Origin of the sequence: Microcoleus sp. B3-D7 (assembly GCF_036705305.1) — a bacterium.
Taxonomy (GTDB): domain Bacteria; phylum Cyanobacteriota; class Cyanobacteriia; order Cyanobacteriales; family Microcoleaceae; genus Microcoleus.
Genome location: NZ_JAUBUE010000046.1, coordinates 1 through 17745, shown reverse-complemented (window position 1 = coordinate 17745; position 17745 = coordinate 1). Strand labels below are relative to the sequence as shown.

General features: G+C 47.5%; 6 protein-coding genes. 5 read left to right on the top strand and 1 reads right to left on the bottom strand.

Annotation, left to right across the window (positions count from 1 at the left end):
• The first annotated feature begins 162 nt into the window (after positions 1-162).
• The 5 genes from QUB25_RS23985 to QUB25_RS23965 all read left to right on the top strand — a co-directional run bounded on the left by QUB25_RS23985 (position 163) and on the right by QUB25_RS23965 (position 15913).
• Positions 163-1485 (top strand): AAA-like domain-containing protein, encoded by a 1323-nt coding sequence (locus QUB25_RS23985; protein ID WP_333186881.1) that lies wholly within the window; start codon positions 163-165, stop codon positions 1483-1485.
• A gap of 115 nt (positions 1486-1600) precedes the next feature.
• Entirely contained in the window at positions 1601-5152 is a 3552-nt protein-coding gene (locus QUB25_RS23980) for an AAA-like domain-containing protein (RefSeq protein WP_333186878.1), read from the top strand.
• A gap of 27 nt (positions 5153-5179) precedes the next feature.
• A complete protein-coding gene (locus tag QUB25_RS23975) occupies positions 5180-8734 on the top strand; it encodes a WD40 domain-containing protein (protein ID WP_333186876.1) in 3555 nt (1184 codons plus the stop codon).
• A gap of 27 nt (positions 8735-8761) precedes the next feature.
• Complete coding sequence (locus tag QUB25_RS23970) at positions 8762-12319, top strand: AAA-like domain-containing protein (RefSeq protein WP_333186874.1); 3558 nt, start codon at positions 8762-8764, stop codon at positions 12317-12319.
• A 27-nt stretch (positions 12320-12346) separates the two neighbouring features.
• A complete protein-coding gene (locus QUB25_RS23965; protein WP_333186871.1) occupies positions 12347-15913 on the top strand; it encodes a WD40 domain-containing protein in 3567 nt (1188 codons plus the stop codon).
• A 356-nt stretch (positions 15914-16269) separates the two neighbouring features.
• Here the strand turns inward: QUB25_RS23965 and QUB25_RS23960 are convergent.
• Positions 16270-17745, bottom strand: a 1476-nt coding sequence (locus tag QUB25_RS23960) for a calcium-binding protein (protein WP_333186867.1), incomplete at its 5' end; no start/stop codon positions are given.

Below are 17745 nucleotides of genomic sequence, written 5' to 3'. Positions count from 1 at the left end.
TGATAGTGTACTCTTTGGGGGAGAATTAACCTATGTGACCAATTACCCCCTGAAAAATGTCGCGACAGGATCGTGTCGCAATCCAATCGGCGATCGCTCTGAGCTTTACACTCAATCATAAGTGATAATATCAACGATACACTTATATGGTTATTGCCAGTTATGACGATAGATGAGGTACTACAGCTAACTCGTGTCCGATTACAAAAAGATTTATATCCCGTACAAGAAATCATACTCCGCCAAGTTTGGGAAGGAAAGACTTATACAAGTATCGCATCTGGCTCTCATTACGGAGAGCATTACCTGAGAAACATCGCCTCCTCCTTGTGGCAATCTCTCTCTCAAATCTTGCAGACATCTATTAGCAAATCAAATTTTCGCTCTTGTGTAGAATCACGTTCCCTGACCACAGAGGAACGAGAATTAATTGAAGCATTCACCCGCAGCAAATGCCTAGCAACACCTTTAGAATTTCCCGGCTCTCCCGTGCCCCTGGATTCGCCATTTTATATCCCTCACCCGCTAATTGAAGAACTCGCCTATCGAGAGATTACTAAACCCGGAAGTGTGCTGCGGATTAAAGCTCCCAGGAAGATGGGAAAAAGTTCTCTTATGCTACGCATTTTAGAGCGCGCGACTTCTCTTGATTATCGAACTGTAAGTTTAGATTTTCAGCAAGCCGAGGAAGCTGTTTTAGACAACCTCGATAAATTTTTACGCTGGTTTTGTGCCAACATCAGCCGTCACCTAGAATTACCACCTCTATTAGATGATTATTGGGATGAAGACATGGGTAGCAAAGTAAGCTGTACCATCTATTTGCAACAATATGTATTAGCAGAAATAAGTACCCCTCTTGTGTTAGCTTTAAAGGAAGTAAATATAATTTTTGAATATCCAAAAATTGCCCGAGAATTTTTGCCGCTCCTGCGAAGCTGGCATGAAGAAGCAAAGCGGATTGAAACTTTGGGAAAACTGCGGTTAATCGTTCTTCACTCCACAGAAATTTATGTTCCTTTAAAGCTTACTGAATCGCCTTTTAATGTCGGTTTACCGCTGCAATTGCCCTATTTTACAGAAGAGCAGATACTTGCTTTAGCCCAGCGTCACGGACTGGATTGGACAGATAGCCCCGATGCCGATCGACTGATGGCAATGGTGGGGGGACATCCTTATCTGGTGCGGCTAGCTCTTTACCACCTCTGTCAAAACAGTGTAACGCTAGATCAGCTACTACAAGAAGCTCCCACAATAGCGGGAATTTATAAAGATTACTTGCGGAGTTTTTGGGCAACATTGCAAGAGTATCCCGAACTTGCGGTTGCACTTAAACAAGTGGTAAAATCGGAACACGGAGTGGAATTAGATCCGATAGTGGCTTCTAAATTATTTAGTATGGGGCTGATTCATATCGATAACAACCGCTGTACGCTAAGCTGCGAGTTGTACCGCCTCTATTTTGGTTCGCACAACTTTATTTAGACCGAGGTTTGAGAGTTTATTTGCGTAAGTTATATTAGAATGAAGCGATCGCACCACATCCTCACCTTTTAATAAACTCACTAGATACTTACATTTAAATTAACCCATAAACGGCATGAGCAAGGTTACATACCAAATTGGAGGCAGTCTCGCCAGTGATGCACCTACTTATGTCCAACGACAAGCAGATATCGAACTTTATGATGCCTTAAAACGAGGCGAGTTTTGCTACGTCCTCAACTCCCGGCAAATGGGCAAATCTTCCCTTCTCGTTCGTACCCTGCACCGACTGCAAGCAGAAGGATTTCAATGCAGTACCATTGACATGACCCGTATCGGAAGCGAAAACATTACTCCTTTACAGTGGTACAAAGGAATCGTTGGGGATTTGTGGCGCAGCTTTAATTTATTAGGAAAAGTTAATTTAAAAACCTGGTGGAAAGAACAAGAAGAAGTTTCTCTCCTGCAAAGATTGAGTCAATTTATTGAAGATATTTTATTAGGCGGATTTCCCGATAATAGAATTATTATATTTGTCGATGAAATTGATAGTGTTTTAAGTTTAGATTTTGCCGTAGATGATTTTTTCGCATTAATTCGTTTCTGCTACAATCAACGAGCTATCAATCCAGAATATACCCGCATTACCTTCGCGATTTTTGGAGTAGCTACACCCAGCGATTTAATCGCCGATAAAAATCGGACACCTTTTAATATTGGAGTGGCGATCGATTTGTCAGGATTTAGCTTAGAAGAAGCGCAACCATTAGCGAAAGGGCTAGAAAATGTCATAGCCAATCCACAGGCGGTTCTCAAAGAAATCTTAGTTTGGACGGGAGGACAGCCATTTTTAACGCAAAAAATATGTGAATTAGTAGTAAAAAAGGCGGGGTCAGCCCACAGCGGTGATTTAAAAATACCACCTGGAACAGAGGGATTTTTTGTCGAATCGCTGGTGCGATCGCACATCCTCCAGAACTGGGAATCGCAAGACGAGCCGGAGCATTTAAAAACGATACGCGATCGCATCTTTAGAAACGAACAACGCGCAGGTAGATTGCTAGGCATTTATCAGCAAATTTTACAAAACGTAAAAGTGGCAACAAATGACAGCCGAGAGCAAATCGAACTCTTGCTATCGGGATTAATCATCAAACAAGAAGGCTATTTACAAGTAAAAAATCGCATTTATGCCGAAGTATTTAATCTCGAATGGGTAGAGAAACAATTAGGGCAATTGCGTCCCTACTCTCAAGCTTTCGATGCTTGGATTACTTCCAAACAACAAGACGAATCGCGCCTTTTGAGGGGTCAAGCTTTGAAAGACGCTTCATATTGGGCGCAGGGCAAAAGTTTGAGCGATTTAGACTATCAGTTTTTAGCCGTTTCCGTTGAATGCGATCGCAAAGAAGTGCAACAAGCTTTAGAAGCGGAACGCAGCAAAGAAGTTGAAGCGCGACTCGCTGTAGAGAAAAAAAATGCCAGAAGGCAAAAGTGGTTTATTGCAGCGCTTAGTCTAGCATTAGCGATCGCCCTGTTTCTGGGAACGGCAGCATTTTGGCAATATCGCCACGCAACCATAAGTGAGGTAGAAGCGATCGCCACCTCCTCCGAAGCTCTCTTCACCTTAGAGCAAAAATTAGATGCCCTCATCGCCGCAATCATGGCCAAGCGCAAACTCCAACAACTCGGTGGGGCAAATCCCGAACTAGAAAATCGCGTGCAATTATTACTAGAGCAGGCCGTTTATGGAGTGTCGGAGTTCAACCGCTTTTCAGGACATCAGGCGACACTGTATAGATTAGCAATCAGTCCCGACGCTCAGACAATTGCCTCCTCAAGTACAGAGAACGCGGTCAAACTCTGGCAGCGAGATGGCACCCTGATTGCCACTCTTCCCCACAACGGTATGGTATGGAGGATGGCTTTTAGCGCCGACAGTAAACTCCTCTCTTGCGCCAGTGGAGATGGCACAGTTAAAGTTTGGCAGCAAGAGGGAACGTCTTGGGCGGGCCCCAAACTCCTACACACCCTTGAGGGACACAGCACCGAGTTTAACGGTGTGGCGTTCAGTCCAGATGGCGAGACGTTAGCTGCATCCGGTCAGAATAACACCGTTAAACTCTGGGACAAAAACGGCAATTTATTAACCATTCTCGATCGCACCGATGCGGTGAGGAGCCTGAGCTTTAGCCCCGACGGGGAAATGCTCGTTAGCGCAAGTGCGGAAGGCACGATCCGATTGTGGAAAAAAAACGGCTTATTCTGGGACGCAGTACAGTTACTGCGAACGTTTCAAGGCCATAGCGCTGCCATTTGGGAGGTCAAGTTTAGTCCTGACGGCGAGATATTTGCCTCCGCCAGCATGGATAAAACTGTTAAACTTTGGCGCTCCCATGCCCCGTCAGACGAAGAGTTACAGCCCCTAGGAACCCTTAAGGGTCACGCATCTGGCGTTCAGGGTCTAGATTTCAGTCCCGACGGTCAGATTATCGCCTCAGCCAGCGACGATCGAACAATCAAATTTTGGAGTAAAGACGGCAAAGAGCTGAGAACTTTTGCAGGGCATCGCGGTGCCGTGTGGGATATTCATGTCAGTCCTGACGGCAAATCAATTGCTTCGCTGGGTGTAGGAAATGCTGTCAAACTTTGGCAGCCCAAAAACATTTTTTTCTTGCCCCTGCTAGGTCACGACGCTGCTGTTTATAAAGCTGCTTTCGCTCCTGACGGTAAAATCGTCGCCACTGCCAGTACAGACGGCACGGTGAAACTTTGGCGCGTCGATGGCACGGTGCTGAAGACGCTTAAGGAGGGTACAGGAGGGCTTTGGGATGTGGCATTCAGTCCTGATGGTCAAGTCATTGCAGTGGGGGCCGAAAAAACAGTTAAACTCTGGCACAAGGGTGGCAGATTCCTGAGAGAAATCAACGCCCACAAAGGTATAGTTTACGCAATTACTTGGAGTCCTGATAGTAAAATTATTGCCAGCGCAAGTATGGACGGCACGGTAAAACTCTGGCAGCCAGACGGTGTGTTACTGCGAACTCTGAAGCTAGATGGCAGCGCCTTCTGGAGTGTGGCCTTTAGCCCTGATGGAAAAGCTTTAGCCGCCGTCGGTAGCAGTGGTACTATTTCTATCTGGAAGCCCGATGGCACTTTGTTGCAGGCGATTGATGCCCATCAGGCTGTGACTACGGGGGTCAGTTTCAGTCCCGATGGCAAGACTCTAGCTTCAGCCTGTACAGATGGCACCGTCAAACTCTGGAAATTAGAGCCCTCAGACACCTCAGTTCCTCAGAAAGCACTGCTCCTGCGAACGCTCAAAGACCACACAGAGGGAGTGGTGGGAGTTTCCTTTAGCCCGGATGGTGAAATCGTCGCTACGGCAAGTCTGGATAACACGGTGAAACTCTGGAACAAAAATGGCATCTTGCTGACGACACTCACGGGGCATACAGGTGTGGTGACAGGAGTTTCCTTTAGTCCCGACGGCACTTTCCTTGTCTCGGCCAGCCATGACCAAACGGCGATTTTGTGGGATGTGAAGCGCATTCTCAATACAGATCCGCTGGTGTTTGGTTGCGATTGGGTGCGAGATTATCTGCGAACCAATGCCGAGGTGAAGGAGGAGGACAGACATTTGTGCGATGCCGTGGGCGATCGCTAAATTATCCGAAACAACTAAATATCAATTATGAAAGATTACTCTTACCAAATTGGAGGCAGTCTCACAACTGATGCACCTACTTATGTTGAAAGACAAGCAGATATCGAACTTTATGAAGCCTTAAAACGAGGCGAGTTTTGCTACGTCCTCAACTCCCGGCAAATGGGCAAATCTTCCCTTCTCGTTCGTACCCTCCACCGACTGCAAGCAGAAGGATTTCAATGCAGTACCATTGACATGACGCGCATCGGTAGCGAAAACATTACTCCTTTACAGTGGTACAAAGGAATCGTTGGCGATTTGTGGCGCAGTTTCCATCTTGTAGGACAAGTTAATTTAAAAACCTGGTGGCAAGAAGAAGAAGTTTCCTTTTTGCAAAGATTGAGCTATTTCATCGAAGACATTTTGTTAACCAAATTTCCAGAAAACAGAATTTTTATATTTGTCGATGAGATTGATAGTATTCTCAGCCTCAATTTTCCAGTTGATGATTTTTTTGCCTTGATTCGTTATTGTTACAACCAGAGATCTATCAATCCCGAATACAACCGGATTACCTTCGCGATTTTCGGAGTAGCTGCACCCAGCGATTTAATCGCCGATAAAAATCGGACTCCTTTTAATATCGGACGAGGGATAGATTTGCAAGGATTTAGCTTGTCGGAAGCACAACCATTAGCCCAAGGATTAGAAAAGGTAATAACCAATCCGCAAGCAGTTATCAAAGAAATCTTAGCTTGGACATCAGGACAACCATTTTTAACTCAAAAAATCTGCGAATTGGTGGTAATAAATGCTAAAAAATTCCGCAGCGGTGATTTAAAAATACCACCGGGAACGGAGGGATTTTTTGTGGAATCAGCGGTGCGAGCGCACATCATCCAAAATTGGGAATCTCAAGATGAGCCAGAGCATTTAAAGACGATCCGCGATCGCATCCTGAGAAATGAGCAACGTGCTGGAAGACTACTAGGCATCTATCAAAAAATCTTACAAGGAGTGGAAGTACCCACCGATGACTCGCGAGAACAGGTAGAACTATTGCTGTCTGGTTTGGTAGTAAAATACCAGGGTTTTTTACAGGTAAGAAACCCCATTTATCAAGAAGTATTTAACAAAAAATGGGTAGAAAAAAATCTCGCTTTCTTGCGTCCATACTCTCAAGCCTTTGATGCTTGGATAACTTCCAAGCAGACCGATAAATCCCGACTGTTGCGCGGACAGGCCTTGAAAAATGCTCAAGCTTGGGCCCATGGTAAAAGTTTGAGTGACTTAGATTATCAGTTTTTAGGTGCTTCTGAAGAATTAGACCGAAGAGAAATGCAGGTAGGATTGGAAGCTGAACGGGCTAAAGAAATTGAAGCCCGACTAACAGAAGAACAAAAAAGATTAGCTGTAGAGAAAACAAGTTCTAGGCGGCAAAGATTTTTGCTTTTTGTAGTAAGTATAGCATTAATTATCGCCTGTGCCTTGGGGCTAGCGGTGTATTTTCAGTATCGGCAAAGTGCTGTCAGCGAGATCAAAGCGATCGCCAAATCTTCCGAAGCACTATTCGCCTCAAATCAAAAATTAGACGCATTAATAGAAGCGATCAGAGGAAAGCGACAACTGCAAAAGTTAGGTGCTGTAGACCCAGAGGTCGAACGCTCAGTTAAAGAAGCTCTGCATCAAGCTGTTTATGGAGCAGTTGACTATAATCACTTATCGGGGCATAACAATGTGGTAAACGATGTAACATTCAGTCCTGATGGGGAACTCATAGCCTCAGCTTCTGCCGATAAAACCATCGATATTTGGAAAAAAGACGGTACAAAACTAGGAATGCTTCAAGGGCACAACAATGCAGTTGTGGCAGTCGTATTTAACCCCAGAGGCGATCTAATTGCTTCTGCTTCTGGAGATAACACAGTTAAACTTTGGCGTAAAAACAGTACAAAATCAACCAAGGTCAAGCCGAATTATACCTTATGGCAAACCTTAAAAGGACATACCAATAACGTTACACAAGTCGCGATCGCTCCTAACAACCAGATTATTGCTTCCGCTTCTAAAGATAAAACCATTAAACTCTGGAGTACAGACGGCAAGCTACTGAGAACTCTCACCGGACATACAGATGAAGTTGACAGCGTTGCCTTTAGCCCTGACAGTCAAACCATTGCATCTGCTTCTAAAGATAAAACCATCAAACTCTGGAATACAGACGGTAAACTGATCGGAACCCTCACGGGGCATACGGATAGAGTCAAGAATGTTGCCTTCAGCCCTCAAGGAAATTTTATCGCCTCGGCGAGTTGGGATAAAACGGTCAAACTTTGGAACCTTGATGGAACTTTAGTCAAAACCCTAACTGGACACGGCGATTCCGTGACCAAAATCGCTTTTAACCCTCAAGGTGGTGTGCTTGCCTCGGCAAGTCTAGACAGAACAGTCAAACTGTGGCAGCTTGACGGGACTCTGCTAAAAACCCTGCTAGTCGCCAAGGATGTCGTCTCTGGATTGGCTTGGAGTCCTGACGGGCAAATCTTTGCCTCATCCAGTTGGGATGGCCCGATCGCACTCTGGAAGCTTGATGATAGTTTGCTCAAGACTCTTAACGGACATCAAGCATCAATTTACACCATAAAATTTAGTCCTGATGGTAAGACAATTGCCACCGCCAGTCGTGACAATACCGTTAAACTTTGGCGGCTTAATGGTAGCTTAATTCGCACTTTTCCAAAACAATCTGATAAAGTTTTCGGAGTAGATTTCAGCCCAAACGGAGACACGATTGCTACAGGTGGTTATGACGGCACTGTTCGATTGTGGCGAATAGATGGAACCTTAATCAAGACTTTTACGGGACATCAAGGTAGAGTTTTCGCGGTTGATTTCCACCCAGATGGACAGTCACTCGCCTCGGTGGGTGAGGACAAAACAGTTAAAGTCTGGAGGATTGACGGCACCCAATTGGCAACTCTCAAAGGACATACCGATTACATTAACGGAGTGGCATTTAGCCCCGACGGACAAGTTATTGCCTCTGGTAGTGTGGACGGCACTGTCAAACTTTGGCAGTGGGATAATGCGATCGCATTTGGAAAATCCAGCTACAAGCTTCTACACACTTTAACAAGCCATCGCCGTCAGGTGGCGGGAGTGGCATTTAGCCCTGACGGCAAGACTCTCGCTTCAGCAGGTATGGATAGCATGGTGAGACTTTGGCGGTTGGATGGTACAGAAATTAGAGCTTTAAAGGGACACAAAAATGGGGTATTCTCAGTGGCATTTAGCCCCGATGGCAAGACCCTCGCCTCAGCAAGTTTTGACGGCACTGTTAAACTTTGGAAGGACGATGGTCAAGAGCTTGAAACCTTAAAAGGACATAGCGATGGGGTGTTCGGAGTGACATTTAGCCCTGATGGGAAGTTAGTCGCTTCAGCCAGTCAGGATACCACAGCAATTGTGTGGAATCTAGAGCGAATTTTCCAGCTCGATTTCCTCCAGTATGGATGCGATTGGGTCGAAAATTATTTGCGGACAAATGCCGATGTGAAGGAGGAGGACAGACATTTGTGCGATGCCGTGGGCGATCGCTAAATTATCCGAAACAATTAAATATCAATTATGAAAGATTACTCTTACCAAATTGGTGGCAGTCTCGCCAGTGATGCACCTACATACGTCCAACGACAAGCAGATATCGAACTTTATCAAGCCTTAAAACAAGGCGAGTTTTGCTACATTCTCAACTCCCGACAAATGGGCAAATCTTCCCTTCTCGTTCGCACCCTGCACCGACTGCAAGCAGAAGGATTTCAATGCAGTACCATTGACATGACCCGCATCGGCAGCGAAAACATTACTCCCTTACAGTGGTACAAAGGAATCGTTGGGGATTTGTGGCGCGGCTTTCGCTTATTAAAACAAGTTAATTTAAAAACCTGGTGGCGAGAACAAGAAGAAATTTCTCTCCTGCAAAGATTGAGTCAATTTATAGAAGAAATTTTATTAGTCAACTTTCCCAACGAGCGAATTATTATATTTGTCGATGAGATTGATAGTATTTTAAGCTTAGATTTTCCCGTAGATGACTTTTTCGCCTTGATTCGTTATTGTTACAACCAACGAGCTATCAATCCAGAATATACCCGCATTACCTTCGCGATTTTCGGAGTAGCTACACCCAGCGATTTAATCGCCGATAAAAATCGGACACCTTTTAATATCGGAGTCGCGATCGATTTGTCAGGATTTAGCTTAGAAGAAGCGGCACCATTAGCGCAAGGGTTAAAAAATGTCATAGCCAATCCGCAGGCGGTTCTCAAAGAAATCTTAGATTGGACGGGAGGACAGCCATTTTTAACGCAAAAAATATGTGAATTAGTAGTAAAAAGGGCGGGGTCATCCCACAGTGGTGATTTAAAAATACCACCGGGAACCGAGGGATTTTTTGTGGAATCGGTGGTGAGAGAAAACATCATCAATAAATGGCAATCGCAAGATGAACCCGAGCATTTAAAGACAATCCGCGATCGCCTCATTCGCAACGAGCAACGCACTGGACGTAGCTTAGGAATCTATCAGCAGCTCTTACAAGGGAGTGAAATTGAAGCCGATGATAGTCGAGAGCAGATCGAACTGCTGCTATCGGGTTTGGTAGTAAAACAACAAGGTTGGTTGAAGGTAAGAAACCCGATTTATCAAGAAGTCTTTAACCTGGAATCGGTAGAAAAACAGTTAGGGCAACTGCGCCCTTACTCCCAAGCTTTCAACGCTTGGATCGTTTCAAAACAAACCGATGAATCGCGATTGTTGCGCGGACAATCGTTAAAAGACGCTTCCTACTGGGCCCAGGGAAAAAGTTTGAGCGATTTGGATTATCACTTTTTAGCCGCTTCTGGTGAATTAGACAGGCTGGAAGTGCAGCAAGCACTCGAAGCAGCGAGGCTCAGAGAAGTTGAAGCCAGACTCACAGAAGAACGCAAGCGGTTAGTTTTAGAGCAAGAGACAGCGAAGCGGCAGCGAAGATTTCTTGGGGCGCTCAGCGGAGCGCTAATAGTTGCGATCGCCTTTGGCATTCTCGCCCTTTGGCAATATCATTACGCCATCACCAGCGAGCAGCAAGCCCGCATCAGCGAAATTCAAGCTCTATCCTCCTCATCTGCAGGGCAATTCGCCTCCCAACAGCGATTAGATGCCCTCGTGAGCGCCATCAAAGCCAGACGCAGGATCGATAGCCTAGCTAATTCCAGCCCCCAGTTGCCATCTCAAGTTCGACAAGTCCTGCAACAAGCTATCTATGGAACGGCAGAATTCAATCGCCTGTTGGGGCATTCCAGCCCGGTTCTGGCAGTTGATGCCAGCCCAGACGGTCAACTCATCGCCACCGGAGGCGGCGACCAAACAGCCAAGATCTGGCAACGGGATGGCACCTTGCTGCACACTCTCCAACACACGATCAGCAGCGTCTACGCCCTTCGTTTTAGTCCCGACAGCCAGCGCCTGGTAACATCCAGCGTGGACGGCAACATTTATCTGTGGAGTCGGGAAGGCAAACTGCTCAAAACCTTTCAGGGACACAAGACTGCGATTTGGGCGATCGCCGTGAGTCCAGACGGTCAGCGCATCGCCTCCGCCAGTGAAGACAGCACCATTCGCCTGTGGGACTTTAATGGCAAACCGCTCAAAACCCTGAGCGGACATCAAGGTGCAGTTTGGGGTGTTGCCTTTAGCCCGGATGGAAACCTCCTCGCCTCTAGCAGCACAGATAATACAGTCAAGGTTTGGACTCTAGACGGCGAACTGGTGAGAACCCTGGAAGGTCACAGCGCCATCGTTTGGGACGTTGAGTTCGCTTTAATTGCCGACAATAGCGGCACCAAACGTCCCGCCATCATCTCTGCCAGCGCTGACAACACTGTCAAACTCTGGCAACCCGACGGAACTCTGCTACGAACTCTTAGCGGTCACAGTTCGGAAGTGTTTGAAGTCGCCATCAGTACAGCAGGCGATGTGATTGCTTCCACCAGCGCCGATCAAACCATCAACCTCTGGAAGCCGGACGGGACGCTGTTGAAAGTCCTCAAAGGGCATCAATCGGGAATTAGAGGCGTGACCTTTATTCCCAACAGTCAAATGGTTCTCTCTGCTAGCGACGACAATACCGCCCGACTGTGGAACCCGACAAACCCCTTCTCGAAAGTCCTTTACGGACATGGCGGCACGATTTGGGATGTGGATTTCAGTCCGGACGGTCAAATGCTAACCTCAGCCGGTTCGGATGGCAGCTTCAAACTGTGGGCGCGAGACGGCACGTTGCTGAAGTCTTTTGCCGGAAACGAGACTGCCGTTCACTCCGTTGCTTTCCTCTCTGGTGCCAATCCGGCGATCGCACCTTTCCTTGCTACCGCTAGTGAAGATAAAACAATTAAATTCTGGCAGTTCGACGGGACGCTGCTGAAAACCATAACAGGTCATGAAGCTGGAGTTTGGGATATCTCCCCAAGTCCAGATGGTCGGCTAATGGCTTCTGCTAGCAACGATAAAACCGTGAAACTGTGGAACAAAGACGGCACTTTGCTGAAAACTTTCACAGGGCATCAAGCTAGGGTTTACGATGTGGACTTTACCCCTGACGGACAGAGGCTGGTTTCAGGCAGTAGCGACAGCACTGCTCGGTTGTGGAATCTTGACGGTAGGTTTTCCAAGACTCTAAAAGGTCATCGCAGCCCGATTTGGGAAGTTGCCATCAGTCCCGACGGTCGCACTTTGGCAACTGCCAGCAGGGATGACACGATTAAACTCTGGACGATCGATGGTACGTTGCTCAAAACCCTCAAGGGAAATACTAGAGGCATGATGGCACTTGATTTCAGTCCCGATGGTCAAATGCTGGTGGGGGGAGGCTCAACTGGCGCACTCAAACTTTGGAAAACCGACGGGACAGAAATAACGACGCTAACTGGACATGAAGGGAACGTTTGGGGGGTGGCGTTTAGTCCCGATGGCAAACAGATTGCTTCTGTTGGGGACGATCGTACTTTGATTTTATGGGATATAGAGCGGATTCTCAAACTCGATGAACTGGGTTATGCGTGCGATCGCGTGCGAGATTATCTGCGAACAAATGCCGAGGTGAAGGAAGAGGACAGACATTTGTGCGATGCAGTGGGCGATCGCTAAATTATCCGAAACAATTAAATATCAATTATGAAAGATTACTCTTACCAAATTGGCGGCAGTCTCACAACTGATGCGCCTACATACGTCGAACGACAAGCAGATATCGAACTTTATGATGCCTTAAAACGAGGCGAGTTTTGCTACGTCCTCAACTCCCGACAGATGGGCAAATCTTCCCTCCTCGTTCGCACCCTGCACCGACTGCAAGCCGAAGGATTTCAATGCAGCGCGATCGACATGACCCGCATCGGTAGCGAAAACATTACTCCTTTACAATGGTACAAAGGAATCGTTGGGGATTTGTGGCGCAGCTTTAATTTATTAGGACAAGTTAATTTAAAAACTTGGTGGAAAGAACAAGAAGAAGTTTCTCTCCTGCAAAGATTGAGTCAGTTTATTGAAGAGATTTTATTAACCGGATTTGCGGAGGAGCGAATTATTATATTTGTCGATGAGATTGATAGTATTTTAAGTTTATATTTTCCCGTAGATGATTTTTTCGCCTTGATTCGTTATTGTTACAACCAAAGAGCCATCAATCCAGAATACAATCGAATTACCTTCGCGATTTTCGGAGTAGCTACACCCAGCGATTTAATCGCCGATAAAAATCGGACACCTTTTAATATCGGACAAGCGATCGATTTGTCAGGATTTAGCTTAGAAGAAGCGCAACCATTAGCGAAAGGGTTAGAAAAGGTCATAGCCAATAATTCGCAAGCAGTTCTCAAAGAAATCTTAGTTTGGACGGGAGGACAGCCATTTTTAATGCAAAAAATATGTGAATTAGTAGTAAAAAGGGCGGGGTCAGCCCACAGGGGTGATTTAAAAATACTACCGGGAACCGAGGAATTTTTTGTGGAATCGCTGGTGAGAGAAAACATCATCAATCAATGGGAATCGCAAGATGAGCCTGAGCATTTAAAGACAATTCGCGATCGCATCCTTCGCAACGAACAACGTGCTGGCAGATTGCTAGGTATTTACCAGCAAATTTTACAAGGCGTAGGGGCGGTGCCCCCGTGCCAGCCCGTCCCAACAGATGACAGCCGAGATCAAATCGAACTATTACTATCGGGTTTAGTGGTAAAAAAATATGGGTATTTGCAGGTAAAAAACAGAATTTATCAAGAAGTATTTAATAGAGAATGGGTAGACAAACACTTAGGGCAACTGCGCCCTTACTCCCAACTATTTGATGCTTGGATCGCTGCCAAACAACAAGATCAATCGCGACTGTTGCGCGGACAAGCGCTGAAAGACGCTCAATCCTGGGCGCAAGGTAAAAGTTTGAGCGATTTGGACTATCAATTTTTAGCCGCTTCTGGTGAATTAGATAAGTTGGAAATGCAGCAAGCACTGGAAGCAGAACGAGTAAAAGAAGTCGAAGCACGACTGGTAGAAGAACGCAAGCGCGTAGCTTATGAAAGAAAGACAGCACAGCGACAGCGCAAGTTTATTGCAGCGTTGAGCGGGTTGCTGATAGTTGCGATCGCATCCGCCATTTTCGCCCTCTGGCAATATTACCGCGCCGCCACCAGCGAAGTTCAAGCCCTCAGCATCTCCTCCACAGGGCAATTCGCCTCCCAACAGCGATTAGACGCCCTAGTCACTGCCATCAAAGGCAGACGCAGGCTCGACAGCCTCCCTAATTCGGACCCCCAGTTGCGATCGCAAGTTCGACAAGTGCTGCAACAGGCCATCTACGGAACGGCAGAATTCAATCGCCTGACGGGGCATTCCAGCCTGGTTCTGGGCCTTGATGTCAGCCCAGACGCCCAACTCATCGCCACCGGAGGCGGCGATCGAACAGTCAAGGTGTGGCAGCGGGACGGTGCGCTGCTTCACAACCTGCAACATCCGGCTGCTGTCTTCGGGCTTAAATTCAGTCCCGACAGCCAGCGCCTGGTTACATCCAGTCTCAACGGCAGCATTTATCTGTGGGATCGGCACGGCAAGCTCCTCAAAACCTTTCAGGGACACAGCGCTGCGATATGGGATATGGCCGTCAGTCCCGGCGGCGATCGCATTGCCACTGCCAGCGAAGACAGCACGATTCGCCTGTGGGACTTTAATGGCAAACCGCTGGAGACACTAAGCGGACATCAAGGTGGGGTTTGGGGTCTTGCCTTCAGTTCGGATGGAAACCTGCTCGCCTCTAGCAGCAGCGACGGTACGGTCAAGGTATGGACTCTAGACGGCAAACTGGTGAGAACTCTCGAAGGGCACGCGGGTGCTGTTTGGGACGTTAAGTTCGCCTTCCTCGCAGACAGTGACGGCACAAAACGTCTCGCTATTCTCTCTGGCAGCGCTGACAACACGGTTAAAATCTGGCAACTCGACGGAACGCTGCTGTCCACTCTCAGGGGTCACAGTTCGGAAGTGTTGGAAATTGCCGTCAGCAATTCAGGCGATGTCATTGCTTCCGCCAGCGCCGACGGAACCATCAACCTCTGGAAACCGGACGGGACGCTTTTGAAAGTCCTCAAAGGGCATCAATCTGGAATTCGCAACGTTACCTTTATTCCCAATACTCAAATCGTTATCTCCGTCAGCGACGACAATACTGCCCGACTCTGGAAGCCGACAAACCCTTTCTCGAAAGTCCTGTACGGACATAGCGGCGTCATTTGGGATGTGGACTTCAGCCCGGACGGTCAGATGTTAGCTTCAGCCAGTTCGGATGGCAGCTTCAAACTGTGGGCGCGAGATGGTACGTTGCTGAAGTCTTTTTCGGGATACAAGGCTCCCGTTTACTCGGTTGGTTTCGTTTCTCCTGCGAACTTGGCCAAAGAAGATATCCCGCCTGTACTCGCTTCCGCAGGTACAGATAAAACGATCAAACTCTGGCAGTTTGACGGGACGCTGCTGAAAACCATAACAGGACATGGGGCGAGTGTTTGGGATGTCTCCGCCAGTCCAGACGGTCAGCTACTCGCTTCTGCAAGCGAGGACAAAACCGTGAAACTGTGGAACAAAGACGGCACTTTGCTGAAAACTTTCAAAGGTCATGAGGCTAGGGTTTACGATGTGGACTTTACCCCCGACGGAAAGAGGCTGGTTTCCGCCAGTGAAGATGGCACAATTCGGTTGTGGAGCTTGGACGGTAAATTTTCCAAGACTTTGAAAGGTCATGGCAGTGCAGTTGGGGAAGTTGCTATCAGTCCAGACGGTCGGACTTTGGCAAGTGCGAGCATGGATGACACGATTAAACTCTGGACGATCGATGGCGCGTTGCTCAAAACCATCAAGGGAAATACTAGAGGCATGATGGCGGTCGATTTCAGTCCAGACGGTGAAATGCTGGTGGGGGGAGGCGCATCTGGCGCAGTCAAACTCTGGAAAATTGACGGCACGGAAATAACCACGCTCACCGGACATGAGGGGAATGTTTTGGCGGTGGCGTTTAGTCCCGATGGCAAACAGATTGTCTCCACTGGGGACGATCGCACAGTCATTTTATGGGATGTGGAGCGCATTCTCAAACTCGATGAACTGGCTTATGCGTGCGATCGCGTGCGAGATTATCTGCGAACCAATGCCGATGTGAAGGAGGAGGATAGACATTTGTGCGATCGTATTAAAAAGGAATAATATCCAGTCCGCTTTATTAGGATTAATAGATTAATATAGCGGTTCTCAAAAAAGTGAGGTATGCCCTATGCCCTATGCCCTATGCCCTATGCCCTATGCCCTATGCCCTATGCCCAGTCGTACCTCATCTTTCTGAGAAAGACTATATGTGTGGCTATAGCATTAGAAGATTAGAGGATATTTATCATGCTTGGCTAATTTTTATTGAAATATGCTATCATACTAAATCCGGTTTAACTACTCCCTTTATCTCTCAGTCTGCAGAGGCGGACTTCGTTTGTTTAGTAGCGGTTTCAACCGCCGAAGGATACGCAGAATGATTGAGGGTATAGCCAAACCGGATTTAATTATAATAACTACAGAGTAATGAAATCGCTAGCGGTGAGAATACCGGGGGTAATACCGTTAAGCTTCGCCAACAATTGATTGGTGTCCGTCACAGTAATCAAAGTTTGATTGTTGCTGGAACTAATACTGAGTTGATTGAAACTCAAACCCGGATTTAACCCAATTAAATCCTCTCCCTTGCGGAAGTCATTAATGATGTCGCTACCCACACCTTGACTGAGGACAAATACATCATTTCCCGAACCACCAGTCAAAGTATCGTCCCCAACCTCCCCGAAAAGGAAATCGGAACCGCTGCCACCGCTGAGAATCTCATTACCTTTGCCGCCGTAGAGGGTATCGTTACCGATGTCGCCACAAAGCACATCGTTTTCATTGCCACCGAACAGCAAGTCGTTGCCCTCACCGCCATCGAGACTGCCGTTTTCTTGGCCCCCGTAAAGCGTGTCATTTCCCTCCTCGCCAAAAATCAGGTCTCCACCTTCATTGCCAAAGGCAATATCGTTGCCGTTTCCAGCATTAATTGTGTCATTTCCTAAGTTGCCTAAAATGTAGTCGTCACCATCTTCACCCAGCAAGATATCGTCCTCTTTACCACCGAAAATGCTGTCGTTGCCAACGCCGCCGGCAACTGTATCATTGCCGAGATCTCCCCTCAACAAGTCGTCGCCCTCACCACCAACAACAGTGTCATTATCTTTGCCAGCGTAGATGGTATCGTTGCCAGCGTCGCCAGAGATGAAATCGCTGCCTTCATTGCCGAAGATTGAGTCGTTATCTGCTGCGCCGTCAATGTTGTCATTGCCGCCCATACCGTAGAGAGTATCGTTGCCGGCTTGTCCGTTAATTGAGTCGTTGATGACACCGCCCATGATGAAATCGGTAGTGTCGCCGCCGTTGATAGTTTGTTGGACGGGGTTGGGGGTGATGGTGGTCGAATCTAGTTGCGGGGCGTTGAGGCTATCGAGTAGGCAATCATCCGAAGCCGGAGTTGGTGTGGGAGTTGGTGTCGGTTCCGGTGTGGGCGTGGGAGTCGGTTCCGGTGTGGGAGTCGGAGTTGGTTCCGGTGTGGGAGTGGGAGTCGGTTCCGGTGTGGGAGTGGGAGTTGGTTCCGGTGTGGGCGTCGGAGTTGGTTCCGGTGTGGGAGTCGGAGTCGGAGTGGGAGTGGGAGTCGGGGTGGGAGTCGGAGTCGGCGTGGGAGTTGGAGTCGGCGTGACTGTAGGGTTAAATTCATAAGCGCCAATATCAACGATCGCACTTCCGTTATTATCACCATCTTGAGGGCGACTCACACCGCGCTGATCAGCAGCCGGCGCGCCCGCACCAGTACCAGTATCAATGGCCGGACTTCCTACTAGCAGCGGCAACACAAAAGCGCCGTTAATATTTTCCAAAGGGCCGAGTAAGGGGTCTGCGATCCTCACATTTGCCGTAACATTACTATCATTAGGATCTCCGGTCGTCAGTTTAGCGGGAAATTGAAG